The sequence below is a fragment of the Streptomyces sp. NPDC017979 genome, assembly GCF_044328175.1.
Taxonomy (GTDB): Bacteria; Actinomycetota; Actinomycetes; order Streptomycetales; family Streptomycetaceae; genus Streptomyces.
On record NZ_JBIRGU010000005.1, the window covers coordinates 231,640 to 257,765 of the forward strand.

The window sequence follows — 26,126 nt, forward strand, 5'->3', positions numbered from 1 at the left end:
TATACCGTACCTTCTCGCCCGCAGCCGTCGAACACGGCGTACGCCCAGGTCAGAGCGGGTGTGCAACGGGTCACAGCGGGCCGGCCGCCCGAAGCGCCGCCCATCGTCCGCCGGCGCCACGGACCGCACGGGCGGCCCGCCCGCGGGAGCCCCTGCGGGGCGCATGCGGACCCCGGTGACCATGGCTAGGCTGGAAACGGGAGGGGTTTGGCACACCGAGAGAGGCCGGTGCCGATCCTCCTTTCTTCGCGGCAGGTCTCTTCTCAGACGTCTCCGGTGTCCCGGTCTCTCCGGGGCTTCCGGCGCTATCGATGTCACGCATGTCACGCATGTCACCCATGCCATGTAGGTCATGTAGGTCATGCATGCCGCTGAGGTCGCTGACATCACCGATGTCCCTGACGTCTCCGGTCTCCCTCGGGTCACGACACGACCGTCAGGAGGCGGAGGAACCATGCTCACCGTCACAGCCGTAGTCATCGCCCTCGCCGTGACGTGCACGGCACTCGTTCTCGTGGGACTGCGGATCGGCTTCGCCCGTCCCGCGTACGCCGATCTGAAGTGCGGCGACGCGCCCATGTACTTCGACGGCGGACTCGTCGTCACCTGGTCCGGCCCCGCTCCCGCCGAAGCGCGGGTGAAGCTGGGCAACGGCGAGATCTTCGAGCGCGTCGAGCAAGTGACGGGCCCGGGGATCCCCGCCGCGTACCCGAAGAAGTACCTCGACAACCTGCGTGCGTCCGATGTGTTCAACGCGAGCACGGCGTGGACCACCGAAGAGCTGGTGCGCTGGCAGGAGCGGCACGGCATCGAGATGGAGCGCGAGGCACTCGCCGTGTACGAGGACTACCTGAGCAAGGGCAACACCATCTTCATGGCCCTGGTCGACCACCCCGCCGTCGCCGAGCCCGCCGCGTACGTGGCGTGCAGCCTGGTGCTCCAGCGCGCCGTGGTCGTCTACAACGGCGGGCGCGAGGAGCTGTTCCTCCGCTCGTACTTCCACAGCGCGCGGGACGACTCGTCGGAGTACGTGAACTTCGCGCCCAGCGGCAGCGTCCACTACTCCTTCAAGACGGACGCGGCCTGGTTCCCGCTGGAGCTGACGCGCTTCATCGCCGAGCCGGCGTCGTACGTGGAGCTGGACGTCGTCACCCCCGAGGACTTCGACGAAGCGCTGCTGCCGCAGCCGTTCGCCTCGCACGACGCGGGCTACGTGCTGCTGGGCGACGTCAAGTACGAGGTGCGGCGGGCCTCCGCGGTGCTCCCGGTGGACGACCCGAGCCGGGCCATCCCGGACTTCCGCTTCGCGCTGCCCGCGTGATCCGTGAGTCGTGATCCGTAAGGCCGGAAGCCGTGCGCCTCGCGGCCCTCGCCCTCCTCGCGCTCGCACTCGTGCTCGTCGCCCTCCTGTCGTCGACGTACTTCGTCCGCGTGGCGACGGAGTCCATGGCGCCGACGCTGCTCGTCGGCGATCGGCTCCTGGTGGTCCGACGGGCCGTGCTGCCGCGGCGCTCTCCCCGCCGCGGGCAGGTCGTGGTCTTCACCGCGGCCGGTGATCGGAGTCGACGGCTGGTCAAGCGCGTGGCCGCGGTCGGCGGAGACACGGTCCCCGCCGACCGCGGCACGGCACTCGGCGCCCGCCGCCGCGAAGTCGCCGTACCCCCGGGAGGGCTCTACGTGCTGGGCGACAACGGAAGGGCGTCGCACGACTCCCGGGAGTACGGCTGCATCGGCACCGACCGGGTGAAGGGCCGGGCGCTGCTGGTGGTGTGGCCGCCGGGGCGGGCGCGCAGGGTCAGGTGCGCCCCGCCCCGGGCGTAGGGCCCGGCGGTCAGCCGGTGCCCTTCACGGGCGCGCTGCTGCGCCCGTGGCGTCGGCCGCTGAGTTCGGCGTCGAGTGTCTCTTGGGCCGCGCGCATGGCCTCCGCGTACTCGGGGTCCTGTAGCCGCTGCCACATCTGGTCCTCGGAGAGTTCCTCCACGTGGCTGGTCACCCACCAGATGTTGCCGACGGGGTCTTTGACGCGTCCTCCCCGCTGCCCGAACGCGTCGTCGGCCGGGGGAGTGACGACCCGGCCGCCGGCCTCGACGGCTCGTGAGACCGCCTTGTCCGCGTCGGCCACGTACACGTTCAGCAGACTCGGCGTGGCGGGCCAGTCCGCGCGTCGGTCGAAGGCCATCACGACGGTGTCGCCGACCCGGATCTCGGCGTGGCCGATCGAGCCGTCCTCGGTCGTCACCCGCGACAGCTCCTGCCCGCCGAACGCCCGGGTGACGAAGTCGAGGAACGCTCCTGTGTCGTCGGTGACGACCCAGGGCGCAACGGTGGTGCGGCCCTGCGGCGCTGTGTCGGTCTGCTCAGGCATCGCGGTCCCTTCGAAGGCATCGTTCGCCAGCAACCTAAGGACCATTTAGGCCAAAGTTTGTCCTAGGTCACGTGTCCTCGCCGGCACGGCGGCTACGGCAGGCGGGTGCTCCGGGCCGGCGGTCTCCGAGGCCGAAGGGCGGGCTCAGGACGTGTGCTTCGCGATCCACGTCCGGTACGCCGGCACGTTCGTCCAGATCCCCGGTCCGGTCGAGCACACCTCGCTGTCGTCCCCGTCCCGGGACGTGGCGCCGATCAGCTCCCAACGCTTGCCGTTTCCGGCGCGCTGGAGCAGCGGCCCGCCCGAGTCGCCCCCGCACGCCATCGTCCCGGCGACCTGCCCCCGCTGGCACAGCTCGCGCTTCGCGCTGATGCCCATGCAGTCGCGCGCCGGCACCGTGCGCAGCCCGACCTGCTGCAACCGCATCGGCATCACGAACGCGTCGTCCTTGATCGTCCCCCATCCGACGGCCCGGGTCGCGGTGCCCGCGGGCCCGGCCTTGTCCGCGATCCGCACCGGCTTCTGCGTGACCGGCCGATCGAGCTTCACGAGCGCGATGTCGTACACGGCCCCGTCGCTCTGCGGGTCGTACTTCGGGTGGCCCACGATCCGCGCGATGCTGCGCACGGCCCCGCCGGAGGTGCGCTGCTCGCTGCCGATGCGGACCTTGCCGGTGGGCTTGATCCCCGGCGCCTGCGGATCCGGTACGACGCAGTGCGCTGCGGTGACGACCCACTGCGGGGCGATCAACGAGCCGCCGCAGTGCCCGTTGTCGTTCACCATCGGTATCGACACCATGAACCCGTACCGCTGCGTCGAGTCCTGACCGCCGACGATCGCCCCGGCGGACCCGGTCGTCGCGGTCGCACAAGCCGCGGTGGCCGTCAGCACTGCGGCGATGCGCGCCGCCCGACGAGTACGGAGACGCCGGTGGTCGGCGGGCGGGCGCGTCTCGGTGGTGCGGTTGAACACGGTTGTTCCCCTCGGTGGTCGGTCGGTGGTCGGTCGGTGGTCGGTAACTAGGGAGACGCCGTAATCGGGTGATCCGTGCATTCGGTCGGGCTGTGCGATGGGTGCGTCGCCGTTCGGACGGTCAGCGGGGCCCCGGTTTCGCGAAGTTCTTGGATTCGCCCGCAAGGTCCTTGGTTGAGCGCTAAGTTGGCCCTTCACGAAATCTGCACATCCGCACCAAGGGGGGACCTTGAGCTACCCGTACACACCCGCCCCGCCGCCACCGCCCGTGCCCCCGGCACCCCGCCCCCTGCTGAAGATGAAGCGCATCTGGGCGGGCGGCGCCCTGCTGATGTTCATCGGCTTCGGCTGCGGTGCCGTGGGCGACTCCCAGGACGACAAGTCCCCCGCGGCCGCGTCCGCGCCGAGCCCGGCGCCGACGGTCACGACGACGGTCGCCCCCACGGCCACCGCCACCGTCACCGCGACCCCCGAGCCGGCCCCCACGGTCACCGTCACCAAGAACGTCACCGCCGCGAAGCCCCCCAAGCCCGCGAAGGCTCCGGACCCGGCCCCGCCCGCGGACGTCACCGGAGACCGCAGCGACGCCGGCGCGAACGTCTACTACGCCAACTGCGCCGCGGCCCGCGCAGCCGGCGCCACCCCGGTCAAACGAGGCGACCCGGGCTACGCCCGCCACCTGGACCGCGACGGCGACGGCGTGGGCTGCGACCGGGGCTGAGCCGTGCCCGCAAAGTCCGGTGCGCTTCGCCACGTCCACACGCGCAGCGAAGCGCACCGGACATTGCGGACGCGACCGAGGTTCTCAGGTCACTCGCGCGGGGCGACGCCTTCGCGTAGCCGCGCCGCACGCGGATCGGTGAACGCCGAGAGCAACTCGCCCGCCCCGAGCGCCCGCAGGAAACCTTCGAGGACCCGTTCGTACGGGGCCGGCGCCTGCGGCCCGTAGCCATGCAGGTCTGCGTACAGCTGCCCGTCCGGGAAGTGCTCGCGTACGGCATGAGCCCAGTGCAGGGCCAGTGACGTCTTGCCGACTCCCGCCGTGCCGGCTCCCGAGCACTTCGAGGAAGCCGTCACCACCCGACGCGACCGCGCTCGCATCTTCGCCAACCCCGTGGAGCCCGTTTTCATGGTGCTGCTGGACGAGGCGGCGCTGCGACGGGTGGTGGGTGGTCCGGACGTCATGGCGGAGCAACTGCGCCATATCGCAGAGGACTACGAGGATGAACCGCACTGACGTACCGGTCTGGCGCAAGTCCAGCTACAGCGGGAACGAGGACAACTGCGTCGAGTTCGCCGACAACGTTCCCGGCACCGTCCCCGTTCGCGATTCCAAGAACCCCACCGGGCCCGCCCTCAGCTTCGGCGTACCCGCCTGGGGTGACTTCGTCGGGATGATCAAGCGCGAAGGCTGAACCGCCCGTTCGCACGACCGGAGGGCCGGGGGAAAAGCACCCCGGCCCTCCGCCATGCGCGGCGAGTCGTGCGTCAGGACGGTCCGCGCTCGGACGGCGGTGGGGCGATGACGTTCGTGACGTCGACCGTACGCCGCAGCGCCCGCGCGATCCGTACCGCGTCGTCCACCGCCCAGAAGTGGATGAAGAACAGTCGCGGCGTGTCCCGCAGGTGGTGGTTGTGCAGCTCCACCAGGCTGATCCCCCCTTTCCGCAGTGCGCCGATCACGTCGTCGACCTCTTCCGCGATCACCGCGCAGTCGCCGTGCAGTGCGGCCCGGCCGCCGCCCAGCGGCTGGAAGACGAACGCCGTGGTGGCGCCGAGGCCGGGCGGCAGCACCAGATGGCCGTCGACGATCTTCTCGGCGCGGATGAAGGCCGCCTTGTAGATGCCGTCGACGCTGGAGCCCTTGATGCCCAGCGCGGCGTCGATGCCGGCCGTGTCGAGGTCGACCGGGTCCGCCGGAAGCGTCTCGGGCGGGGGCGTCGCCGTCTGGTCCAGCCCCGCGCGCAGACCGCGGGCGATGGCCACCGGGTCCTTGCCGTGGGCGTGGACGTGCGTCCACCAGATGTCCGGGTTGTGGGCGAGCAGGTGCTTGTGGATCGCGGTCTGTGCGATGCCGTGCTGGTGGAACGCGTCGGTGACCGCCTGGAGCTCCCGCTCGGTCACGACGATGTCGCCCATCGCCATCGAGGAACCGTCGGTGTAGCGGGCGAACGCGACGTGCGAACCGAGCGCGAGCCCGGGGGTGACGCGTACGCCGTGCGAGATCACGTGCAGGTCGGAGCGGTTGAAGGCGGTGTGGTACGTGACGTTCCGCAGCACGCTGCCTTCGCGTCCCAGCTCCTTCGCGACCCCGGTCCAGTCCTTCGCGGTGGTCGGCACGGGGTCGAGCAGCGCGTGTCCGGCCCCGCCCCCGGTGGGGGTCCTGGCCCGGGCGGACGCGATGCCGCCGCCCGCCCCCGCCAGCACCGGGGCCAGCGCGCCCACGGTCAGCAGGCGCCGTCGTGATGTGGCCGTCGGTACGGCGGTGCTCTGGGGTCGGTCTGCTGCCATGACGCGATCGCCTCCACGGGGACGGGTGAAGATGAAGCCCTGGGTGGGAAGACCTGGGCGGGAAGCCCTGGGAAATCGAACGTAACACCGCGAAATACAGCAAACCGGATAGATATCCGCCATTGGGGCTTCTCGCTCGAACGGCGGTCATGTGGGCCGTTCAGGTCGCGACGCAGACCACGCCCCCGTCCGACCGGGCCTCGGGCGTCACGGCGATGAGCGCGTCCAGCGCGGTGCGCGCGGTCAGCAGGTCGGCCACGGCGCGGTCGATCCGTTCGCGTTCGCGGTGCAGGTCGGGCAGGAGCCCGGAGCACGCGGGCACCAGGTGCTCGCCGTCGTCGACGGTGCACGGCAGCAGCTCCGCGATGGTGCGGGTGCCGAGGCCCGCCGCCAGCAGCATGCGGATGGCGCGGACGGTGTGCACGTCCTGTTCGTCGTACTCCCGGTACCCGCTGGACCCGCGGCGCGGCGCGAGCAGGCCCTGTTCCTCGTAATAGCGCAGCAGGCGCTGGCTGACTCCGGTCCGCCGGGACAAGTCGCCGATGTGCATGGGGGCGTCACCATCCGTTCTCGTGCTTCGCGTGCGGGTGCGTGCTGGTCGTTCGGGTTGACCTTCACACCGATGTGAGGGCCTAGCGTCCGCCACATGACAACAACCCACTCCCCGAACCCCATTTCCCCGGCCCCCGTTTCGCTGCTCGGACTCGGACCGATGGGCCTCGCGCTCGCCGAGGCCCTGCTCGACCGCGGCCACCCGCTGACCGTCTGGAACCGCACCCCGAAGAAGGCGGACGCGGTCGTGGCCCGCGGCGCCCACCGCGCCGGGACCGCCGCGGACGCGCTGGCCGCGGCGCCGCTCACGCTCGTCTGCCTCAAGGACTACGACGCGATGTACGAGGCGCTGGCCGCGGCGCCCGCCGCGCCGGGGCGCCTGATCGTGAACCTCAACTCCGGTACGCCGCGCGAGGCGCGGGAAGCGGCGGCGTGGGCGGCCGAGCGGGGGTACGCGTACCTCGACGGCGCGATCATGGTGCCGCCGTTCCTCGTCGGCAAGGACGGCGCGGTCTTCCTCTACAGCGGCCACCGCGCCCCCTTCGACGAGCACCTGCCCGCCCTCCGGTCCCTCGGCGACCCCCGCCACCTCGGCACCGAGCCCGGTCTCGCGGTCGTCTACAACACCGCGCTGCTCGGGATGATGTACGCCAATCTGAACGGCTGGCTCCACGCCGCCGCCCTGGTCGACTCCGCCGGCGTCCCCGCGGCGGACTTCGCGGACCTCGCGCTCGGCTGGTTCGCGCCCACGGTCCTCTCCCCGGCCGCCCTGCACGAGTCGGCCCCCGCGCTCGACGGCGGCGACTACCCCGGCGACCTCGGCACCCTGGAGATGAACCTGACCGCCCTCGACCACATCGTCCGCACCAGCGAAGAACAGGGCGTCCGGGCCGACCACCCGCGCCTGATGCACGACATCGCCCGGGCGGCCGTGGACCTCGGGCACGGGCAGAGCAACTACTACGCGGTGTACGAGGCGTTCAAGGCGCGCCGCCAGCCGGCGTCCTAGCTCACGGGCGCGCCAGATCACGGGCGTCCCAGCTCACCGGCGTTCTGGTGGGACCGCGTCACCAGCCCCGCCTCGTACGCCAGGATCACGAGCTGCACCCGGTCGCGCGCGTCGAGTTTGGCGAGCAGCCGGGTCAGATAGGTCTTGGCCGTGGCGACGGTGATGGAGAGCTGCTCGGCGATCTCGGCGTTGGACAGGCCCTTGCCGACGAGCGTCAGCACTTCGCGTTCCCGTCGAAGGTCGTCAGCACGACGACGCGGGCGGTGCCGGTCTCCGTCCCGTTCCCGGTGCCCGCGGTGATCAGACGGGGCGCTTCGATGCCGTCCGTGCCGGGCATCCGGATGTCCATCACCACGACGTCGGGGGCGAGTTCTTCGGTCAGCCTGACCGCGTCGGCGCCGTCGCCGGCTTCGCCCACGACCTCGACGTCCGCGGTGTCGGTGATGACCATGCACAGGGCGGCGCGGACCAGGGGCTGATCGTCGACGAGTACCACGCGGATGGTCATCTGGCTCCGGCCTTCGCCGCGGGTTCGCCGCCCGCCGCGGTCGGCAGGGGCAGTCGGGTGCGGCCACCCGGAAGCCGCCCCGGGACGCGGCCCGGCGGTGAAGCGGCCGTCCAGCAGGGCGACGCGCTCGGCATGCCGACCAGGCCGAATCCGGTGTCCGTTCGCCTGGCGGAGCCTGGACGGTCTACGCGGCGTGGGCCTGCGCCGCCTGCGCGATCGCGGCGACCGCGGTCCACCGACGGGACCAGTGAGGGCGGTGTCCGGCCGTGTCACGGGGGTGGAGACGAACTCGTCATCGGGTACGGGGCAATGTGTCAGTCGCACCCCCTACGCTGCGAACACGAGAGCGCGTCAGAATTGCCGCCCCGGCTCCGGGCATATGCGTCACCAGGTGATCTCCCACCCGATAGGTTCATCTCATGCCCGGCCGTCTTCTGGAACTACACGTCGAGAACTTCCGCAGCCTCCGGGACGTGACCATCCCCTTGGGGCCGCTCACCGTCCTGGTGGGCCCCAACGGCGTGGGCAAGTCGAATGTCCTCAAGGTGTTCGACTTCCTCGCCGCGATCATCCGAACGGACCTCCAACCCGCACTCGACGAGCGCGGCGGGTTCGACGAGGTGGGTTTCTGGGGCGGTGACAAGCCGCCCACGTCGATGGTGATCCGGCTCAAGGCGGACTGGACGACGCACGCGAGTGCCAAGGCACCGGACGAGTACTCGCTGACGATTCGCCGGCGTTCCGTGCCGGGCAAGCGTGACTCCTACACGCTGTCCCGGCAGGAGAGTTTCACGTTCAAGCGGACCCAGGGGCGAGGGCGGCGCATCACGATCTCCGGCGACGCGGCCCGCGTGGTGAACGAGAGGGCCGGTCGGGAGTCCGACGGCGGGAGCTTCGGAATTCAGCGGCTGAGCAGTGGTCTTTCCACCCTGCCCAGGCTGGGGCGGTCGGACGGCGGTGAGGAGGTCGCGAGGGTCGCCGAGCGCTTGTCGTCCTTCCGGGTCTTCGACGTGGATGTCACCGCTGCTCGACAGCCGACGCGTCTCCGCTCGATAAGGGCAGGCCGTTTAGATTCCCATGCCGAGAACCTGGCGGCTTTCCTCGTCCAACTGAGTACGGACGAGAAACGCTGGGAGCACCTGACGCAGGATGCCCGTCACATTCTGCCGCAACTGGAATCGATCGAATTCGAGCAGGTCGGCGGTTACTCGGCGGACAGGCTCGCAGTCGTGCTCCATGAACGCGGTCTCCGTAGGGCCACCCCGCTTGCCGACGCTTCTTTCGGAACGGTACGTCTTCTTGGATTGTTGGCCATGCTCTACGATCCCAAGCCGCCGGCGCTGACGTGTGTCGAGGAGATTGATCACGGTCTGCATCCACAAGCCCTCGAACTCATCGTGGAGCGGATGAGGGAGGCGTCCAAGCGCACGCAATTCATCGTCGCCACCCACTCGCCCGCGCTCGTCGACCGATTGAAGCCGAACGAATTCATCGTCTGCGACCGGGAAGACGACGGTGCGTCCGTGATCCCCGCACTGTCGACGGCCGAGATCGAGGAGATCGTTGCGGAGACGGGTGATCAGCCCCTCGGTGAGTTGTGGTTCTCCGGCGTGCTAGGCGGCGACTTGACGGAGGACGAGCTGTGAGTCGTCGGGGCATATCCAAGCCCAGCGGCCGGGGCGTGGTGGTGCTCGCCGGCGAGAGCGCCAATGACCGCCGGATATTAGCCGAGTTCATCAAGGCGGCTCATCCCAGGCTTGCGGCTGCCGTCACCCTGACCGAGATCAACGATCCGGTGCGACTGCGCGCGAAATCGGGTGCGGATCTGCACGCGGCAGCGGACACGCTGGTGGGCAAGGCGCGCGGCAAAGCGTTAGCGAAGCGCGGTGATTTCGTGGGAATTGCCGTCCACGAGGACATGGACACCTGCCCGGGGCCCGCGTACGACGCCGCCCGCACGGCCGTCTCCCACGCCCTGGCGAAGGCCGCCACCGCCTCATCCTCCGTGTATGCGTTGGCCGCTGCGGAGTCCGAAGCGTGGCTGATGCTTTTCCCGAAGGCTTTCCCGCTCTACCGGCCCTCGTGGAAGATCCCGGAGAAATGGCGCGGAAAGGACACAGGGCGTCGCCAGACCCCCAAAGAGGACCTCGAAGGACTCTTCTCGAATCCACGCTTCAGAGAGAGCGACGGACCCCACATCGCTTCCACGGCCCTGGCCCATGGACTGCTTTCGGCGCCCGAGGGCACGAACCGTTCGTACCAGGAGTTCCTGTCGGATCTGTCGCTGTGGGAGGTTCCGGCTGCTGCCGGCTCTTGACGTGCGGGGCCGATGGCGGTGGTGCGGCCGCACCCGCTCAAGTCGCCGCAGCGGCCGACCCCGTGCCGGCGCCCTGGGCCACCGCGGAAGCCGCGAACTTCTCGATGCGTTTGCGGAGCGGTTCGGCCGCGTCCCCGGGCGGGACGCGGGTGTCCAGGCCCAACACCTCGATGACGCCCAGCCGGCCGCGGGGGCCCTCGATCCTCAGGGTGCGTCGGGTGGCGGCGTGGGGCGAGGGGTGGACGACCAGGGCCAGGGCTGAGTCCGGGGCGGTGTAGCCGGCGATGTAGGTGAGGAGTTGGTGCCGGTCCGCGGATCCGACTCTCCTGTCCTCGTACTTCTTGTACTTCGCGTCCACGATGAGGAAGCGCGTGTCCCCGGGCCGTTGGGCCCGCCGGGGAAAGGCCAGCAGCACGTCCGGGTCGAAAGGCCGGTACCCGCTCCCGTGCCCTCCACGGGTGTGGATTTCGCCTTCCTGCTTTCGCGCGGCCCTGCCGCCCAGGTCGTTCGCTGCGTCGAAGGCCATCCGTTTGACCACCCTCTCCCACAGCACGTTCAGGTTGAGCAGCAGGCCCTTGGTGCCGAAGCCGTACGGATCCAGCAGGTCGGACACCCCGCCGCCGCCGAGGACGGCCCTGGCCCAGGAGTGGGCGGCCCGGTAGTGGCCGTTCAGCCGGGTGTACTGACCCCGGGCGAGCAGGGGCAGGGCGTCCACCGGCCGGCGGAGGGCGGGGAAGCCGGCCGCCGCGTCGAGTAGCCACCGGGTCAGGCGCGGGTCGGTGGACCGTCGGGCGGCGACGGTCAGCGCGGCTCCGCACACCAGGTTCTCCCAGCCGCCCTCCTCGTACTCGAACGTCCGGAGGTGGAGCCGGTCGACCGCGCCGAAGCACCGGGTCGCCTGCGCTTCCACGTCGAGCCGTCCCCTCAGGGTGGTGTCGACGCGCTCGCGGCGCACGTAGTCGCGGCGCAGTCCGCGCCGGAGCAACAAGCGGCATTCGTGGAGCAGTGCGGCCGGCACCAGCCCCGCGTATCCGTCGGCGCCGATCGGCCAGTTCCGCAGGGTCTCGTCCGGCTCCGGCCGGTTGTTGGCGTAGCAGAGCCAGTCGATCAGCCGTTTCCCTTCCACGGGGAACTTGGGCCGCAGGACCAGACGGATCAGGTCGAGCTGGAGCACTCCGCTGGTGGCCCGCGCCTTCAGCGCGTAGCCGTGGCGACCGTCGGTGACCGACACCGCCTTGGTCGCCCTCAGCACGCGGAGGTCGTTCGCGGTGAGCCGGGAGTGCGGGACGGTGACGGACGCGTGCTCCTCAAGGGTCACTTCGTTCCCGACGGTGCCGTGCTGCACCGGGCCGTTACGCGGCATCCCAGCCGTCCGTGCCGTCCGTGCCGTCCGTGCCGTCCGTGTCGCCCCCGAGTCCGTCGCCTGCGGCCTCGACGACCACGAACTCGTCCGCCAACACCCCCGGCAGGTCCTGCGGGTTGGTCTGCACGACCCGACCGGTCTTGTCGTCCACCAGCGCCCCCAGCACGCTCCGCAGCAGGTCGGGCTGGCCCAGGCAGTAGTCGGCCACCAGTGGCACGATCTCGTGGTGGAAGGCGTTGGAGAGCTGCTCCGCCGTGGCGATGGGCCGGTCCCCGGCGAGCAGATACGCCTGGCCGAGGAGGTGGTCCGGGCCGAAGGCGGCGTCGAGCTTGGCGTTCAGCCCTTCCAGGAAGGACGCCAGCCCCAGCCCGCCCACCTCCCCGTCCAGCACGTCCGGATCCGGCTGGACGTCGAGGAAGGCGAACCGCCGCCGGATCGCCGCGTCGATGTGCCCCACGCTGCGGTCGGCGGAGTTCATCGTGCCGATGATGCGGACGTTCGCCGGTACGGTCTGCTGACGGCCGCTGTTGGGCAGGGTGACGTGGACGGAGCCCCGCTTGTCGATCTCCAGCAGGGTGATCAGCTCGCCCAGGATCCGCGGCAGGTCGCCCCGGTTGATCTCGTCGATGACGATCAGGAAGGTGTCGTCGGGTGCTTCCTCGGCCGCCGTGCAGACGCGACGGAAGAGCCCGTCCGTCATGGTCAGCTTCAGCCCGGCTCCGTCCGCGGCCGTATCGGGCTTGAAGCCCTCGACGAAGTCCTCGTAGCCGTAGGACGGGTGGAAGGTGACCACGGTGAGGCGGGCCGCTGCTGCCTTGTCGGGCACCTTGGACAACTCGGCGAGGGCCGCGGCGCGTTCCGCCGGAGCCGCCTCGATCTGGTCCGCGCTTCCCGCCAGGGCGAGCGCGACGCTGAGTGCCAGCCTCGTCTTGCCGGTGCCGGGCGGCCCCTGCAACACCACCTGTCCCTTGTGGTCGAGCAGGTCGCACACCGCGCGCACGTCGTCGGGCAGCTCCGCGTCGGCGGTGGGCGCCGGCTCGACGGCCTCGGCGAGCACCGCCTTCCGGCCCTGTCGGATCTCCCGCCACAGCTTGGGCTTCACCACTGCCAGGGTCGGCTGCCAGGCGTGCCGGGGCGAGTCGAAGTGCTGGGCGTACGAGGTGTCCCAGTCCACCCCCACGGTGTGCCGGTGCTTCTCCACGTCCTCGTTGTACGAGTAGCCGTCGGTGACGGTGCCCACCGCCAGCACCTCCGACTTGCCCCGGTTGGCGACGATCAGATCACCGGACTCCAGGTCCCGGTAGGCGAGCAGTTGCCTGGCGAGCCGAAGGTTTCCACCGGTGCTGTGCGGCCGGTGCTGGTCCAGGGCTTCCTTCAGTTCCCGGTCGCTCTCGTACTGACCGAGGCTGCCGACTTCGTCCCAGGCGACGCGGATGTGACCGTTCGCGAGACAGTCGTCCCACAGGGCGGCGCCCACGCCCGGTGCGACCTTCCAGACCTCGCGGTTCTTCGGCCGCGGGTCGTGGAAGGCGTAGAGGAACTGCATCACCACGTGCGGGCGCCACCCGGCGAACTCCGGCGTCTGTCGTACGAGGGCGAGCAGTTCGCGGTTCGCGCGCCATGTGCGTACGCCCGACGAGTACTGGTGGGGCAGTCCGCCCAAGAGCGCGGTGAAGTGCCGCACGTGCGACGAGGAGAACACCGGCAGGAACTCGCCGGGCGCGTAGACCGCCAGTGCCTTGGTGGTCAGCGCCTGCCCGTACGAGAGCGACACCAACTCGTCGATGTGCTCGTACGCGCCATCGGCGGCCGCTGCGAACGCGGTGTTGAAGTCGGCGCGCACGTGCTCCCAGGCCGCGTGCACGTCGATCCCGCGCAGCGCGACGGGAACCCGCCACTCGCCCGTCCGGTGCTGGAAGATGATGTGCTTCGCCGCGCTGCCGCCGCGAATGCTGCCGATCGCGTTGGTGCCGTACTCCATCAGCCGGCAGAAGGAGACCCGCCGCCTGCCGTAGCCCGCCGGACCCAGGGCGTACCGCTCCAGCGCCAGCTCCGGCCAGTCCTCCAGCGGGAACTCCTTCAGCACCCGCTGCCGTTCCTCCTCGGCCCGGTCGGCGCCCTGCTCCGCGGCTTCCCGATCGAAACGGGCGATGCGCTCCGCGAGGCCGCCCCTGAAATCCCCACCCTCAGCCATGGGCGCATTGTCCCGCAGCGCGCGGTGGAGATCGCGGCTTTGGGGCAAGCCGTCGAGACCGGCGCACCGCAAGGCGCCGTGTAACCGCGCCGTCACGACGCGGGCGTCCCCACCGCCCCCCGCTCCCGCCCCAGGCACTCCTGCGCGCCGCCGCCCTCGGGGAGGAGGCAGACGCGGGCCTCGGAGGGGTCGATCGCGGCGGACATCGGGGTGACCAGGTAGCGGTCCGCGTCGCGGCGGGCCACCGCTACGACGTGTTGGTCCTGTCGGCCGGGGACGGTCAGGACGACCCGGTCGCCGACGCGGAGGCCGGTCGCGCGGGCCCAGACGGTGCGGCAGGTCTCGCCGTAGCGACGCGCAGGGACGCGCGCGGGACGTTACGGACACGTCCCGGCGGGCCCCGCGGGACGAACGGCGGCCCGTCCTCCACGGGGGTGGGGACGGGCCGTCGGCACCGGCGCGCGCCCCGCGGGCACCCGCCGCAGCGGCCTCACCCGGGCAGCGCGTCCTCGATCAGGTCCGCAGCCCGCGGAGTCCCGCCCTCCGCCCGCGCCGCGGCCCGGGCCCGCGCCGAGCGGCCCGCGACCTCCTCGTCCGCGATCAGCTCCTCAAGAGCCGTTCGCAGGGCGTCGGCCGTCGCCGCCTCGGGGTCGACGCGGCGCGCCACGCCCAACGCCACGAGCTGGTCGGCGTTCATGCCCTGCTCGGAGCTGCGCGGCACCGCGATCATCGGGACGCCCGCCAGCAGGCCCTCGCCGCAGCCGCCCATGCCGGCGTGCGTGACGAACGCGTCCGCGTGCTCCAGGACCGCCCGCTGCGGCACCCAGGGGTGCACCTCGACGTTGGACGGGACGTCCCCGAGCTCCTGCGGATCGGTGTGCTTGCCGATCTGGAGCACGACGTGCCAGCCGGGCAGCCCGCCGAAGGCGGCCACGCACTGCCGGTAGAACTCCGGGTGGCGGGTGTCCGCCGACCCCAGCGACACCAGCAGCACCTTCTCCGCGCCCGCCGGCCGGGACCAGCCGTCCATGTCCGCGCGGGTGTCGAAGCAGGGGCCGACGAAGGTGACGGCGTCGGTGTCGACGCGGTCGGCGTTCGGCTGCAACGCCCGTGTGATCAGCGCCAACGCCCGCTCAGGCCGCCCCTGGAAGACGTCGATGTCGGTCGTCGTCGCCCCGCTGCCGGCGAGCCAGCGCGCGTACTTCTCCCGGTACGCGTCCGCCCCCGGCAGTTGCCACACCGCGGCCGCGACCTCCTCCTCGTATCCCTCCCACGCCACGAACGTGGGCGAGAGCTGCACGACGGGCCGCCCCTGCGACTCGGCCAGCGCGCGGGCCGCGTACGCGCAGATGTCGTACAGGTACAGGTCCGCCGGGTCGGCGTCGTACGCCGCCCGCAACTGCGGGAGCGTGCTGATCGCGTCGTCGAGGAAGAGTCCCACCGCGGCGATCGGGTCGCTGGGCCAGTCGTTGTCGGCGACGGGCAGCCCGGAGGCGAGCGGGACGAGTTCGGCGCCGGTCTTCTCGACCAGGTCGGCCACCGCGGGGTCGTTGGCGTACGTCACCCGGTGCCCGCGCGCGACCAACTCGCGGATCACTTCGAGGCTGGGCAGGACGTGGCTGATGGCGGGGATCCCGACCATGGCGATGTGCGCCGGGCTGCGGGTCGAACGGGTTGAACGGGTTGAACTGGGCACTTGATGCACTCGCTTCGGTTCCGGGAGTCAGGAGTTCGGGGCGACGGCTTCGAGTTCGTCGATGCTCCCCGACATGATCGTCCGCACGTGTTCGGTGATGTGCTCCGCGGGCCAGTCCCACCAGGCGACCGCGAGCAGCCGGGCGACGTCCGCCGCGTCGTACCGCGTGCGGATGAGGCGGGCCGGGTTGCCGCCGACGATCCCGTAGTCCGGCACGTCCGCGGTGACCACGGACCCGGACCCGATGATCGCGCCGTGCCCGATCCGCACCCCCGGCAGCACGGTCGAACCGTGCCCGAACCAGACGTCGTTCCCGACCACGGTGTCCCCGCGGCTCGGCAGACCGCCCAGCAGGTCGAAGTGGTCGGCCCACGAGCCGCCCATGGTGGGGAAGGGGAACGTGGAGGGCCCGTCCATCCGGTGGTTGGCCCCGTTCATGATGAACCGCGTCCCCGTGCCCAGCGCGCAGAACTTGCCGATGACCAGTTTCTCGGGGCCGTAGTGGTACAGCACGTTCCGCGTCTCGAACGCGGTCGGGTCGTCCGGGTCGTCGTAGTACGAGTACTCCCCGACCTCGATCAGGGGCGACGTCACCAACGGCTTGAGCAGCACGACCCGCGGCTGCCCCGGCATGGGGTGGAGGACGGTCGGATCGGCGGGTACGGGCATGGGCTGCGGTTCCTCATCGGTAGCTTTCGGTTTCCGCCCCATGATCACCCCGCTCCGACCCCCGGCCCACCGATTTTCTCCCGGCGCTGTCGGTGGCACGAACTAACGTGCCGTTAGTCCCACCAACGTGCGGGCAGTCCCGAAGACCTCCGCTTCCTCCCGAGGAGCCACGATGCCCGGATCCGCGCCCGAACTGCCCGCGAAGGACCTGCGCACCCTGATACCCGAGTACGCGGACCTCGCCCGGGAGACCATCCTCCTCAACCCGGAGCCCGGCGACCCCGACGTGCGGGAGAGCTCACTGGGCGGCGGACCGCTGTGGCCCGCGGACGAGCCGTGGCCGTACTGCGCGCGGGAAGACCACTGGACGTACGGGCCCGACTGGCGCAACACCACCCCGACCGTCCCGGGCGCGGTCCCGATGGTGCCGATCCTCCAACTGTTCGCCCGGGACGTACCGGGGTTGGAGTTCCCGGAGGGCAAGGACGTGCTCCAGTTGGTGTGGTGCGCGCTGGTGCACGAGCAGGACCCCGGACCGGTGGTGCCACGGCTGTACTGGCGCAACGAGGCGGAGGTCGTGGCCGCCGGGCTGCTGTCCGAGATCCCCGAGGCGAGCGCGGGCCAGTACGACGAGGACCACATGCCGGAACCGTCCACGCTGTCCCCGACCACCGCGGAGGACTTCCCGAGCCGACTCGACCTGCCCGAGGACATGCGGGAAACCTGGGAGCCCCGCCTCCAACTGCCGTCGGGCGGCTTCCTGTGGCCGCCGGACTCCAACGTCATCGCGACCAAGGTCGGCGGCTGGCCCGCCTGGACGCAGCCGGCCGACTGGCCGAACTGCGCGGGCGGACACCGCATGGAGCACCTGCTGACCATCACCGGAGACATCCAGCTGGGCGACTGCGGCGGCATCTACTTCTTCCGCTGCCGTCGCTGCACCGGCCTTCCGTGGGACTGGCGCTTCGACTGCCACTGACCACCGAGGTCTCCAGCCCCGGAGGGAGTGGCTTGCCCCTCCGATCCGCCCGCATCCGCCCCGGAGGTTCGCTCCGGGCCCCACCGGCGGTCGGGCCGCATCGACGACTGGAGGACAACCCACCGCGGGCGGAGTCGACTTGGGACGCCCCGCGGCTTGAGCGGCTTCTCCACCGGGTGCCGGCGGCGCATTCCTACGACGCGCCGGAGCGGTGCAGGCCAACGAGAGAGGCCCAGGTCTTCGACCTGGGCCTCATTCACAGAGCGGGTGACGAGAATCGAACTCGCGCTCTAAGCTTGGGAAGCTTATGTTCTACCATTAAACTACACCCGCGCGACGGAACCGATCTCGATGATCGACAACCGTGGCGCCCACTGTACCCCATCCCAGCCCCCCGGCGAACGGCGCCGTGGGGCTTTTCCGTTGCGGAACGTCGGCGGTCGCGTCGGACGTGGCTGCGGGGCAAGGGAGTTGGGGCGTAGCGTGGGAGACGGAGTGCCGGTCGCGAGTGGAGATGGTTCATACCCTAATGTGGCGTTCGTCCGCATTTGTTGGGGAAGGGACCTGATGGACTTGATGGCACGCACCGTCGTCCGCTGTGCCGAAGGGCACGTCTTCGCTACCGGCTCGTTTCCGATGCAGCAGCTCGGCGCGGGACGGATCGGCCCGGCGAGGCTCGTCCGGTGTCCGCGTTGTGCGCGGTTGCGGAGCGTGGTGCCCGTGGAGGCGGTGAAGAAGTAGCCGCGGGAACGTAGGCGGGCGCAGACGCGCACGGGCCGTCGGGCCGTCCGGTTCGATGGGGTCCGTGCGCTCTGCGTATCCTCGGGGGGTGCTTCTCTCAGACAAGGACATCCGGGCCGAGATCGACGCCGGGCGGGTGCGCATCGACCCGTTCGACGAATCCATGGTGCAGCCGTCCAGCATCGACGTGCGCCTCGACCGCTACTTCCGGGTGTTCGAGAACCACCGGTACCCGCACATCGACCCCGCCGTCGAGCAGGCGGACCTGACGCGGTGCGTGGAGCCGGAGGGGGACGAGGCGTTCATCCTGCATCCGGGCGAGTTCGTGCTGGCGTCCACGTACGAGGTCATCAGCCTCCCGGACGACCTCGCCTCCCGGCTGGAGGGCAAGAGCTCGCTGGGGCGGCTCGGCCTGGTCACGCACTCCACCGCGGGCTTCATCGACCCCGGCTTCTCGGGGCACGTCACGCTGGAGCTGTCGAACCTCGCGACGCTGCCGATCAAGCTGTGGCCGGGGATGAAGATCGGGCAGCTGTGCATGTTCCGGCTCAGCTCGCCGGCCGAGCACCCCTACGGCAGCGAGCGGTACGGCTCCCGCTACCAGGGGCAGCGCGGGCCCACGGCCTCCCGCTCGTTCCAGAACTTCCATCGGACGCAGGTGTGACATGAGTGACGTACGGGAGAACCTGACGTACGAGGGGTTCGGGACCGCGGTCCGCGAGCTGGCGCAGAGCATCGCGGACGACGGCTTCGAACCCGACATAGTGCTGTCGATCGCCCGCGGCGGGGTCTTCGTCGCCGGCGGGCTGGCGTACGCGCTGGACTGCAAGAACATCCACCTGGTCAACGTCGAGTTCTACACCGGCGTCGGCGAGACGTTGGAGATGCCGGTGATGTTGGCGCCGGTGCCGAACGTCGTGGACTTCTCCGACAAGAAGGTCCTGATCGCGGACGACGTCGCCGACACCGGCAAGACGCTGAAGCTGGTGCACGACTTCTGCCTGGACCACGTCGCCGAGGTGCGCTCCGCGGTCATCTACGAGAAGTCGCACTCGCTGGTGAAGTGCGAGTACGTGTGGAAGCGCACGGACGACTGGATCAACTTCCCGTGGTCCGTCGAGAAGCCCGTGGTGCGCCGCGAGGGGCAGATCCTCGACGCCTGAGCCACCGTCGTACGCATGACGAAGGGGCGCCCCCGCTCGGGGGCGCCCCTTCGTACGACTCAGATCGTGCCCAGCTTGATGATCGACAGCAGCGCGATGAGCTGGATCGCCGACGCCCCCAGCGCCTTCGGCCACGGCAGGTCGTGCGACTTGCTCACCATCACCGTGAACAGCGCGCCCGCCGCCAACCAGGTCGCCCAGCCCAGGAGCTGGACGAAGGAGTTCTGGCCGCCGAGGAAGAGGGCGAAGAGCAGGCGCGGGGCGTCCGTGAGGGTCATGATCAGCATGGAGAGGCCGACCGTGGGCTGCCAGGAGCCGGTGCCGCCGAACTGGCGGGCCAGGGTGTGGGTGACCGCGCCCAGGATCGTGCCGCCGATGACGAAGGCGACGCCCGTGATCAGTACGGCCGGGATCGCCGCCGACAGCGTCGCGTTGATGACCTCGTCCCGCGGCTCGTCGAGGCCGAAGATCGCCAGCATGCCGTAGAGGAACGTGACGACCAGCGCCGGGCCCCACACGGGGTAGTCCCGCATCTGCAGGAAGGTCTGCGCCGGTCGGGTGACGATGCCGGTCAGCAGCTCCTTCCAGTGCAGCCGGGGGCCGACGGGGGCCGCGGGCGCGCTGCCCGCCTGGTAGGTCGAGCCCTGGCCGTAGGGGTCGTCGACGGAGAACGCCTGGGTGTGGCCCGCGTTGTTGGCGTACGGGTCCTGGTGCTGCGGGTGCTGGTGGGGATGGTGCTGCGGGGGCTGCTGGGGGCGGCCCTGCTGCTGGTACTGGTCGCCGAAGTACTCCGGCTCGCCGTACGCCGGAGGCTGGCCGCCCTGGTAGCCGCCGCCTTGGTAGCCGCCGCCCGCCTGGGGCCAGGGCTGCTGCTGCCCGTACGGCTGCTGCTGCCCGTACGGCGGCGGTGCCTGCTGCGGTTGCTGCTGCTGCGTGCGGTTGTCCCGGCCGCGTCCGATCCTGAATCCAGCCACGCCTTCGAACGTACCCGCTTCCGGGGTGTCACGGTGTCATCACGGGTGCGAGCAGGGGCTTTGCGGCTGAGCTGTGACATCCCCTAGGGGAGCCCCGGGGGGTTATCCCCACCCTGGGGACAGCCGGGGGAAACGGACGAGGGCCGGGCGCCCGAGCACCCGGCCCTCACCACGTACGGACGTACGGAACTACTTCACCGGCTCCGGCTCCGGCGCGCCCTCGGGCTCCTCCATCGGCTCGCCGTCCGCCGGTGGCGTCTTCACCGAGTCGAGCAGGAGCTGCGCCACGTCCACGACCTGGAGCGACTCCTTGGCCGTCCCGTTGTTCTTCTTGCCGTTGACGGAGTCGGTGAGCATCACCAGACAGAACGGGCAGGCGGTGGAGACGATGTCCGGGTTGAGCGACAGCGCCTCGTCGACCCGCTCCTCGTTGATGCGCTTGCCGATGCGCTCCTCCATCCACATCCGCGCGCCGCCGGCGCCGCAGCAGAAGCCGCGCTCCTTGTGGCGGTGCATCTCCTGCTGGCGCAGGCCGGGGACGGCGGACATGATCTCGCGCGGCGGGGTGTACACCTTGTTGTGCCGACCCAGGTAGCACGGGTCGTGGTAGGTGATCAGGCCCTCGACCGGGGTGATCGGGACCAGTCGGCCCTCGTCGATGAGGTGCTGGAGCAACTGGGTGTGGTGGATGACCTCGTACTCGCCGCCGAGCTGCGGGTACTCGTTCGCGATGGTGTTGAAGCAGTGCGGACAGGTCGAGACGATCTTCTTCGCCGACTTCGGCTTCTTCGTCGCCGGCTCGTCGTCATCCTCGCCGAACGCCATGTTCAACATCGCCACGTTCTCCTGGCCGAGCTGCTGGAACAGCGGCTCGTTGCCCAGGCGGCGCGGGGAGTCGCCGGTGCACTTCTCGTCGCCGCCCATGATCGCGAACTTCACGCCCGCGATGTGCAGCAGCTCGGCGAACGCCTTCGTGGTCTTCTTCGCCCGGTCCTCCAGGGCGCCGGCGCAGCCGACCCAGTACAGGTAGTCGACCTCGGTCAGGTCCTCGACGTCGCGGCCCACGATCGGGACCTCGAAGTCGACCTCCTTGGTCCACTCGACGCGCTGCTTCTTCGCCAGGCCCCAGGGGTTGCCCTTCTTCTCCAGGTTCTTCAGCATCGTGCCCGCCTCGGAGGGGAACGCGGACTCGATCATCACCTGGTAGCGGCGCATGTCGACGATGTGGTCGACGTGCTCGATGTCGACCGGGCACTGCTCCACGCACGCACCGCAGGTGGTGCAGGACCACAGCACGTCCGGGTCGATGACGCCGTTCTCCGCCAGCGTCCCGATCAGGGGCCGCTCGGCCTCGGCGAGCGCCGCCGCCGGCACGTCCTTCAACGCCTCTTCCGACGCCCTCGCCCCACCCTCGGAGCCCCCCGCGCCTGTCCCGCCGCCCGCCAGCAAGTACGGCGCCTTGGCGTGCGCGTGGTCGCGCAGCGACATGATCAGGAGCTTGGGGGAGAGCGGCTTGCCGGTGTTCCAGGCGGGGCACTGCGACTGGCAGCGACCGCACTCGGTGCAGGTGGAGAAGTCGAGGATGCCCTTCCAGGAGAAGTGCTCGACCTGCGAGACGCCGTAGACGTCGTCGTCGCCCGGGTCCTCGAAGTCGATCTCCTTGCCGCCGGACGTCATCGGCTGGAGCGCGCCGAGGGCGGTGTCCCCGTCGGCGTTCCGCTTGAACCAGATGTTCGGGAAGCCGAGGAAGCGGTGCCAGGCCACGCCCATGTTGGTGTTGAGCGAGACCGTGATCACCCAGACCAGCGAGACGCCGATCTTGATCATGGCGGTGAAGTAGATCAGGTTCTGCAGGGTGGCGACGCTCAGGCCGTCGAAGAGGGCGACGAGGGGGTACGAGACGAAGTAGCCCGCCTGGTAGCCGTCCACGTGGTGGATCGCGCCCTCCAGCCCGCGCAGCGCCAGGATCGCCAGGCCGATGGTGAGGATGACGTACTCGACGAAGTACGCCTGCCACGCCTTGGAGCCGGCGAAGCGGGACTTGCGGCCGGCCCGGGAGGGCAGGCTGAGCAGTCGGATCACGATCAGGGCGACGATGCCCACCACGGTCATCAGCCCGATGAACTCGGTGTACATCTCGAACGGCACCCAGGTGCCGATGACCGGCAGCACCCAGTCGGCCTGGAAGAGCTGGCCGTACGCCTGGAGCAGGGTGGGCGGCAGGGTCAGGAAGCCGATGGCGACGAACCAGTGGGCGAATCCGACGATGCCCCAGCGGTTCATCCGGGTGTGGCCGAGGAACTCCTTGGCCAGGGTGATGGTGCGCTGCTTGGGGGCGTCGGTGCGGCTGCCCGCGGGCACGGCCTGGCCGAGCCTCACGAAGCGGTAGATCTGCGCCACGGCTCGGGCGATGAGCGCGACGGCGACCACGGTCAGGACCAGCGACACGACGATCGCGGCGAGCTGCATTTCGGGACTCCTCGGGCCTGCGAGGGGGGACGTTCCGGCACTTCCGGCGTACTGCGGGCGAGCCGCGGTGGTGGAGCCCGGGTGACTCCGTCGCGACTACTAAGCGGTAACTTAATGGGTTCGTGCCGAGACTACCCACTTATGGGGCCGCACTGTAGCCGCGCGGCCGGTGATCTGTGTCGCTCAGGCTTGCCTCAGCCCCTGCGGGCGCGGTACGCGCGGCTCCGGGTCCGGTGCGGGCGCCCTGCCGCGCAGCCGGCGCGGGCCGAGGCCGCGGGCGGCGATCGCGGCCGTGCGCGCCAGGATCGCCAGGTCCATCCCGAGCCAGTGCTCGCGCACGTAGTGCAGGTCCTGGACGGCCATCTCCTCCCACGGCAGCCCGGACCTGCCGCCGATCTGCCAGGGGCCGGTGATGCCGGGGCGGACCGCGGTGCGGGCGCGGGCGGTGCCCGTCAGGGGGTGGTCGACGGGCAGCGGGCGCGGGCCGACCAGCGACATCTCGCCCCGTACGACGTTGATCAGTTGCGGCAGGTGGTCCAGGTAGTGGCGGTGCAGCAGCCGGCCCGTGCGGGTGGTGGGCGCGGTGCGGAAGGTCAGCATCGGGAAGGGGCGGCCGCCGGCGCCGGCGCGCCGGCGGGGGGTGAGGGCCGGGCCGCGGGAGGTGACGGCGACGGCGGCGGCGAGCGCCAACAGCGCGGGGGTCAGGAGCAGGAGCAGGAGGGTGCCGCCCACGACGTCGACGGCTCGCTTGGAGGTGGACATCCGCGTCTCCCGTGGGAGTGGTTCGCTGCGTCTTGGTGTTGTTGCCGAGGTGTGAGGGCTTTGAGCTGCTGTGTGGGTGTTTGTCGACTTCCGTGGGGCATGACTTTCGCAGACGCTCCGGCTCGGGGGTGCTGCGCCACGCGCGACGACGGCGGCGGGCCGGGGCGGGCGCCAAGGCTGCGGATAAGCGTGGGTTAAAAGTTGAGCGTGGTGGACTCAGGTCTGTTGACTCTCCCCGGACCGTCGGGCATGCTATGAGTCAGATCCACTCAAGTAGTTTCAGCTGGAGGAATTGACATGGCACGTGCGGTCGGCATCGACCTGGGCACGACTAACTCCGTCGTCAGCGTTCTGGAGGGCGGCGAGCCCACCGTCATCACCAACGCCGAGGGAGCCCGGACCACGCCGTCCGTCGTCGCCTTTGCGAAGAACGGCGAGGTGCTGGTCGGCGAGGTCGCCAAGCGCCAGGCGGTCACGAACGTCGACCGGACGATCCGTTCGGTCAAGCGCCACATGGGCACGGACTGGAAGATCGAGCTCGACGGCAAGAACTTCAACCCGCAGCAGATGAGCGCCTTCATCCTGCAGAAGCTGAAGCGGGACGCCGAGGCGTACCTGGGCGAGAAGGTCACCGACGCGGTGATCACCGTTCCGGCGTACTTCAACGACTCCGAGCGCCAGGCCACCAAGGAGGCCGGCGAGATCGCGGGCCTGAACGTCCTGCGCATCGTCAACGAGCCCACCGCCGCCGCCCTCGCCTACGGCCTGGACAAGGACGACCAGACCATCCTCGTCTTCGACCTCGGCGGCGGCACGTTCGACGTGTCCCTGCTGGAGATCGGCGACGGCGTCGTCGAGGTGAAGGCCACCAACGGCGACAACCACCTCGGTGGCGACGACTGGGACCAGCGCGTCGTCGACTACCTGGTCAAGCAGTTCCAGAACGGCCACGGCGTCGACCTGGGCAAGGACAAGATGGCCCTCCAGCGGCTCCGCGAGGCCGCCGAGAAGGCGAAGATCGAGCTGTCCTCGTCCACCGAGACGACGATCAACCTGCCCTACATCACGGCCTCCGCCGAAGGCCCGCTGCACCTGGACGAGAAGCTCACCCGCGCCCAGTTCCAGCAGCTCACCTCGGACCTGCTGGAGCGCTGCAAGACCCCGTTCAACAACGTCATCAAGGACGCGGGCATCGCCCTGTCCGAGATCGACCACGTCGTCCTGGTCGGCGGCTCCACCCGGATGCCCGCCGTCGCCGAGCTCGTCAAGGAGCTGACCGGCGGCAAGGAGGCCAACAAGGGCGTGAACCCGGACGAGGTCGTCGCCATCGGCGCCTCGCTCCAGGCCGGCGTCCTCAAGGGCGAGGTCAAGGACGTCCTGCTGCTCGACGTCACCCCGCTGTCCCTCGGCATCGAGACCAAGGGCGGCATCATGACCAAGCTCATCGAGCGCAACACCACGATCCCGACCAAGCGCTCCGAGATCTTCACCACGGCCGAGGACAACCAGCCGTCCGTGCAGATCCAGGTCTACCAGGGCGAGCGCGAGATCGCGGCGTACAACAAGAAGCTGGGCATGTTCGAGCTGACCGGTCTGCCGCCGGCGCCCCGCGGCGTCCCGCAGATCGAGGTCTCCTTCGACATCGACGCCAACGGCATCATGCACGTGACCGCCAAGGACCTGGGCACGGGCAAGGAGCAGAAGATGACCGTCACCGGCGGCTCCTCGCTGCCGAAGGACGAGGTCGACCGGATGCGCCAGGAGGCCGAGCAGTACGCGGACGAGGACCACCGCCGCCGCGAGGCCGCCGAGACGCGCAACCAGGGCGAGCAGCTCGTCTACCAGACGGAGAAGTTCCTCAAGGACAACGAGGACAAGGTCCCCGGTGAGGTCAAGACCGAGGTCGAGACCGCGCTCGTCGAGCTGAAGGAGAAGCTCAAGGGCGAGGACTCGGCGGAGATCCGCACCGCCACCGAGAAGGTCGCCGCCGTCTCGCAGAAGCTGGGCCAGGCCATGTACGCCGACGCCCAGGCGCAGCAGGCCGCCACCGGTGACGCGCCTCAGGGCGACGCCGGCCAGGCCAAGGCCGACGACGACGTGGTCGACGCCGAGATCGTCGACGACGAGAAGCCCAAGGGCGGTGCCGCGTGACGGAGGAGACCCCGGGCTTCGAGGAGAAGCCCGACGTTCCCTCCGGCGCCACCTCTGACGACGCCGCCGAGACCGCCGGCTCCTCCGACAAGGAGGGCCGCGCGGCCCCGGCAGGGGACGCAGCCAAGAACGCCGGCCTGACGGCGGAGCTGGACCAGGTGCGCACGGCGCTCTCCGAGCGCACCGGCGACCTCCAGCGCCTCCAGGCCGAGTACCAGAACTACCGCCGTCGCGTCGAGCGCGACCGGGTGTCGGTCAAGGAGATCGCCACGGCGACCCTCCTGGCCGAACTGCTGCCCGTGCTCGACGACATCGGCCGCGCGCGGGACCACGGGGAGTTGGTGGGCGGCTTCAAGTCCGTCGCCGAGTCCCTGGAGACCGCCGCGGCGAAGATGGGCCTCCAGCAGTTCGGCAAGGAGGGCGAGCCCTTCGACCCGACGATCCACGAGGCGCTGATGCACAGCTATGCGCCGGACGTCACGGAGACCACGTGCGTCGCGGTGCTCCAGCCGGGGTATCGCATCGGCGAGCGGACCATCCGCCCCGCGCGGGTGGCCGTGGCCGAGCCCCAGCCGGGCGCGGCCCCGTCGACCTCCGGCAAGGAGGCCGCGGAGTCCTCGGACGCCAAGGGTGCCGAGGACGGCGCGGCGGACGCCGAGGGAGCTAAGGGTGCGAAGGCTGACGGCAAGGAGAGCGGTGGCCCGGACAAGGGCTAGCGCACGGGTGCCGAT

Annotated in this window: 25 protein-coding genes, 1 tRNA gene and 2 pseudogenes; 13 read left to right on the plus strand and 15 right to left on the minus strand. The window is 70.4% G+C overall.

Going from position 1 to position 26,126, the window contains the following annotated elements:
• The first annotated feature begins 454 nt into the window (after positions 1-454).
• The gene (locus ACH4E8_RS16595) at positions 455-1,321 is read left to right on the plus strand and encodes a hypothetical protein (RefSeq protein ID WP_398448694.1); all 867 of its coding nucleotides are present in this window, start codon (positions 455-457) and stop codon (positions 1,319-1,321) included.
• 32 nt (positions 1,322-1,353) lie between these two features.
• Complete coding sequence (gene lepB, locus ACH4E8_RS16600) at positions 1,354-1,821, plus strand: signal peptidase I (protein WP_398448697.1); 468 nt, start codon at positions 1,354-1,356, stop codon at positions 1,819-1,821.
• A gap of 10 nt (positions 1,822-1,831) precedes the next feature.
• Here lepB and ACH4E8_RS16605 read toward each other — a convergent pair whose 3' ends face one another.
• Together ACH4E8_RS16605 and ACH4E8_RS16610 are read right to left on the minus strand one after the other, a co-directional pair.
• A complete protein-coding gene (locus tag ACH4E8_RS16605; RefSeq protein ID WP_398448699.1) occupies positions 1,832-2,365 on the minus strand; it encodes a VOC family protein in 534 nt (177 codons plus the stop codon).
• Positions 2,366-2,509: 144 nt separating this feature from the next.
• Positions 2,510-3,337 (minus strand): S1 family peptidase, encoded by an 828-nt coding sequence (locus ACH4E8_RS16610; protein WP_398448701.1) that lies wholly within the window; start codon positions 3,335-3,337, stop codon positions 2,510-2,512.
• Positions 3,338-3,635: 298 nt separating this feature from the next.
• On the opposite strand from ACH4E8_RS16610, the gene ACH4E8_RS16615 reads away from it, so the two are divergent.
• Complete coding sequence (locus ACH4E8_RS16615; protein WP_398448703.1) at positions 3,636-4,058, plus strand: excalibur calcium-binding domain-containing protein; 423 nt, start codon at positions 3,636-3,638, stop codon at positions 4,056-4,058.
• Positions 4,059-4,147: 89 nt separating this feature from the next.
• Here the strand turns inward: ACH4E8_RS16615 and ACH4E8_RS16620 are convergent, their stop codons facing one another.
• On the minus strand, positions 4,148-4,414 hold the full coding sequence (locus ACH4E8_RS16620) for a hypothetical protein (RefSeq protein WP_398448704.1): 267 nt from the start codon (positions 4,412-4,414) through the stop codon (positions 4,148-4,150).
• Between ACH4E8_RS16620 and ACH4E8_RS16625 the strand changes: the two genes are divergently transcribed.
• Together ACH4E8_RS16625 and ACH4E8_RS16630 are read left to right on the plus strand one after the other, a co-directional pair.
• The gene (locus ACH4E8_RS16625; RefSeq protein WP_398448706.1) at positions 4,380-4,574 is read left to right on the plus strand and encodes a Scr1 family TA system antitoxin-like transcriptional regulator; all 195 of its coding nucleotides are present in this window, start codon (positions 4,380-4,382) and stop codon (positions 4,572-4,574) included. The two genes, ACH4E8_RS16620 and ACH4E8_RS16625, sit on opposite strands and share 35 nt — an antisense overlap.
• Positions 4,561-4,752, plus strand: coding sequence for a DUF397 domain-containing protein (locus ACH4E8_RS16630; RefSeq protein WP_398448708.1), 192 nt, complete (start codon positions 4,561-4,563; stop codon positions 4,750-4,752). The genes ACH4E8_RS16625 and ACH4E8_RS16630 overlap by 14 nt, the downstream gene beginning before the upstream one ends.
• Positions 4,753-4,825: 73 nt before the next feature.
• On the opposite strand, the gene ACH4E8_RS16635 is transcribed toward ACH4E8_RS16630, so the two are convergent.
• Both ACH4E8_RS16635 and ACH4E8_RS16640 read right to left on the minus strand, forming a co-directional pair.
• Positions 4,826-5,848, minus strand: coding sequence for a DUF1259 domain-containing protein (locus ACH4E8_RS16635; RefSeq protein WP_398448710.1), 1,023 nt, complete (start codon positions 5,846-5,848; stop codon positions 4,826-4,828).
• Between the two features lie 160 nt (positions 5,849-6,008).
• Positions 6,009-6,398, minus strand: a complete 390-nt coding sequence (locus tag ACH4E8_RS16640; RefSeq protein ID WP_398448712.1) for a MerR family transcriptional regulator — start codon at positions 6,396-6,398, stop codon at positions 6,009-6,011.
• Between the two features lie 96 nt (positions 6,399-6,494).
• Between ACH4E8_RS16640 and ACH4E8_RS16645 the strand changes: the two genes are divergently transcribed.
• On the plus strand, positions 6,495-7,409 hold the full coding sequence (locus ACH4E8_RS16645; protein WP_398448714.1) for an NAD(P)-dependent oxidoreductase: 915 nt from the start codon (positions 6,495-6,497) through the stop codon (positions 7,407-7,409).
• Between the two features lie 17 nt (positions 7,410-7,426).
• Here the strand turns inward: ACH4E8_RS16645 and ACH4E8_RS16650 are convergent.
• Positions 7,427-7,917: pseudogene (locus ACH4E8_RS16650) on the minus strand (response regulator transcription factor).
• A gap of 419 nt (positions 7,918-8,336) precedes the next feature.
• Between ACH4E8_RS16650 and ACH4E8_RS16655 the strand changes: the two are divergent.
• Positions 8,337-9,563 (plus strand): AAA family ATPase, encoded by a 1,227-nt coding sequence (locus ACH4E8_RS16655; RefSeq protein WP_398448716.1) that lies wholly within the window; start codon positions 8,337-8,339, stop codon positions 9,561-9,563.
• Between the two features lie 35 nt (positions 9,564-9,598).
• The gene (locus tag ACH4E8_RS16660) at positions 9,599-10,234 is read left to right on the plus strand and encodes a hypothetical protein (RefSeq protein WP_398448718.1); all 636 of its coding nucleotides are present in this window, start codon (positions 9,599-9,601) and stop codon (positions 10,232-10,234) included.
• A 37-nt stretch (positions 10,235-10,271) separates the two neighbouring features.
• Here the strand turns inward: ACH4E8_RS16660 and ACH4E8_RS16665 are convergent, their stop codons facing one another.
• From ACH4E8_RS16665 to ACH4E8_RS16685, 5 genes and pseudogenes are all read right to left on the minus strand, one after another.
• Entirely contained in the window at positions 10,272-11,597 is a 1,326-nt protein-coding gene (locus ACH4E8_RS16665) for a PE-PGRS family protein (protein WP_398448719.1), read from the minus strand.
• Positions 11,587-13,791 (minus strand): McrB family protein, encoded by a 2,205-nt coding sequence (locus tag ACH4E8_RS16670; protein ID WP_398448721.1) that lies wholly within the window; start codon positions 13,789-13,791, stop codon positions 11,587-11,589. The genes ACH4E8_RS16665 and ACH4E8_RS16670 overlap by 11 nt, the downstream gene beginning before the upstream one ends.
• 92 nt (positions 13,792-13,883) lie before the next feature.
• Positions 13,884-14,132: pseudogene (locus ACH4E8_RS16675) on the minus strand (XRE family transcriptional regulator); the annotation flags it as partial.
• A 149-nt stretch (positions 14,133-14,281) separates the two neighbouring features.
• Positions 14,282-15,433: a macrolide family glycosyltransferase gene (locus ACH4E8_RS16680; protein WP_398448723.1), complete on the minus strand. Its 1,152-nt coding sequence runs from the start codon at positions 15,431-15,433 to the stop codon at positions 14,282-14,284.
• A gap of 81 nt (positions 15,434-15,514) precedes the next feature.
• Positions 15,515-16,156, minus strand: coding sequence for a CatB-related O-acetyltransferase (locus tag ACH4E8_RS16685; RefSeq protein WP_398448725.1), 642 nt, complete (start codon positions 16,154-16,156; stop codon positions 15,515-15,517).
• A 172-nt stretch (positions 16,157-16,328) separates the two neighbouring features.
• On the opposite strand from ACH4E8_RS16685, the gene ACH4E8_RS16690 reads away from it, so the two are divergent.
• Positions 16,329-17,135 carry a DUF1963 domain-containing protein gene (locus tag ACH4E8_RS16690; RefSeq protein WP_398448727.1) on the plus strand — a complete coding sequence of 269 codons (807 nt, stop codon included), beginning with the start codon at positions 16,329-16,331 and terminating at the stop codon, positions 17,133-17,135.
• Positions 17,136-17,397: 262 nt separating this feature from the next.
• On the opposite strand, the gene ACH4E8_RS16695 is transcribed toward ACH4E8_RS16690, so the two are convergent.
• A tRNA-Gly gene (locus ACH4E8_RS16695) sits at positions 17,398-17,468 on the minus strand.
• Positions 17,469-17,964: 496 nt separating this feature from the next.
• Here ACH4E8_RS16695 and dcd point away from each other — a divergent pair.
• Both dcd and ACH4E8_RS16705 read left to right on the plus strand, forming a co-directional pair.
• On the plus strand, positions 17,965-18,540 hold the full coding sequence (gene dcd / locus ACH4E8_RS16700) for a dCTP deaminase (protein ID WP_361539234.1): 576 nt from the start codon (positions 17,965-17,967) through the stop codon (positions 18,538-18,540).
• Position 18,541: 1 nt separating this feature from the next.
• Positions 18,542-19,039 carry a phosphoribosyltransferase gene (locus ACH4E8_RS16705; protein ID WP_398448729.1) on the plus strand — a complete coding sequence of 166 codons (498 nt, stop codon included), beginning with the start codon at positions 18,542-18,544 and terminating at the stop codon, positions 19,037-19,039.
• 59 nt (positions 19,040-19,098) lie between these two features.
• On the opposite strand, the gene ACH4E8_RS16710 is transcribed toward ACH4E8_RS16705, so the two are convergent.
• The 3 genes from ACH4E8_RS16710 to ACH4E8_RS16720 all read right to left on the minus strand — a co-directional run bounded on the left by ACH4E8_RS16710 (position 19,099) and on the right by ACH4E8_RS16720 (position 23,244).
• Positions 19,099-20,013, minus strand: coding sequence for a Yip1 family protein (locus ACH4E8_RS16710; RefSeq protein ID WP_398448731.1), 915 nt, complete (start codon positions 20,011-20,013; stop codon positions 19,099-19,101).
• Between the two features lie 189 nt (positions 20,014-20,202).
• Entirely contained in the window at positions 20,203-22,482 is a 2,280-nt protein-coding gene (locus ACH4E8_RS16715) for a (Fe-S)-binding protein (RefSeq protein ID WP_398448733.1), read from the minus strand.
• A 183-nt stretch (positions 22,483-22,665) separates the two neighbouring features.
• Positions 22,666-23,244: a sugar transferase gene (locus ACH4E8_RS16720; protein ID WP_398448734.1), complete on the minus strand. Its 579-nt coding sequence runs from the start codon at positions 23,242-23,244 to the stop codon at positions 22,666-22,668.
• Positions 23,245-23,541: 297 nt separating this feature from the next.
• Between ACH4E8_RS16720 and dnaK the strand changes: the two genes are divergently transcribed.
• Positions 23,542-25,395, plus strand: coding sequence for a molecular chaperone DnaK (gene dnaK / locus ACH4E8_RS16725; protein ID WP_361539249.1), 1,854 nt, complete (start codon positions 23,542-23,544; stop codon positions 25,393-25,395).
• Positions 25,392-26,111, plus strand: coding sequence for a nucleotide exchange factor GrpE (gene grpE / locus ACH4E8_RS16730; RefSeq protein ID WP_398448736.1), 720 nt, complete (start codon positions 25,392-25,394; stop codon positions 26,109-26,111). The genes dnaK and grpE overlap by 4 nt, the downstream gene beginning before the upstream one ends.
• The last annotated feature ends 15 nt before the right edge of the window (positions 26,112-26,126 follow it).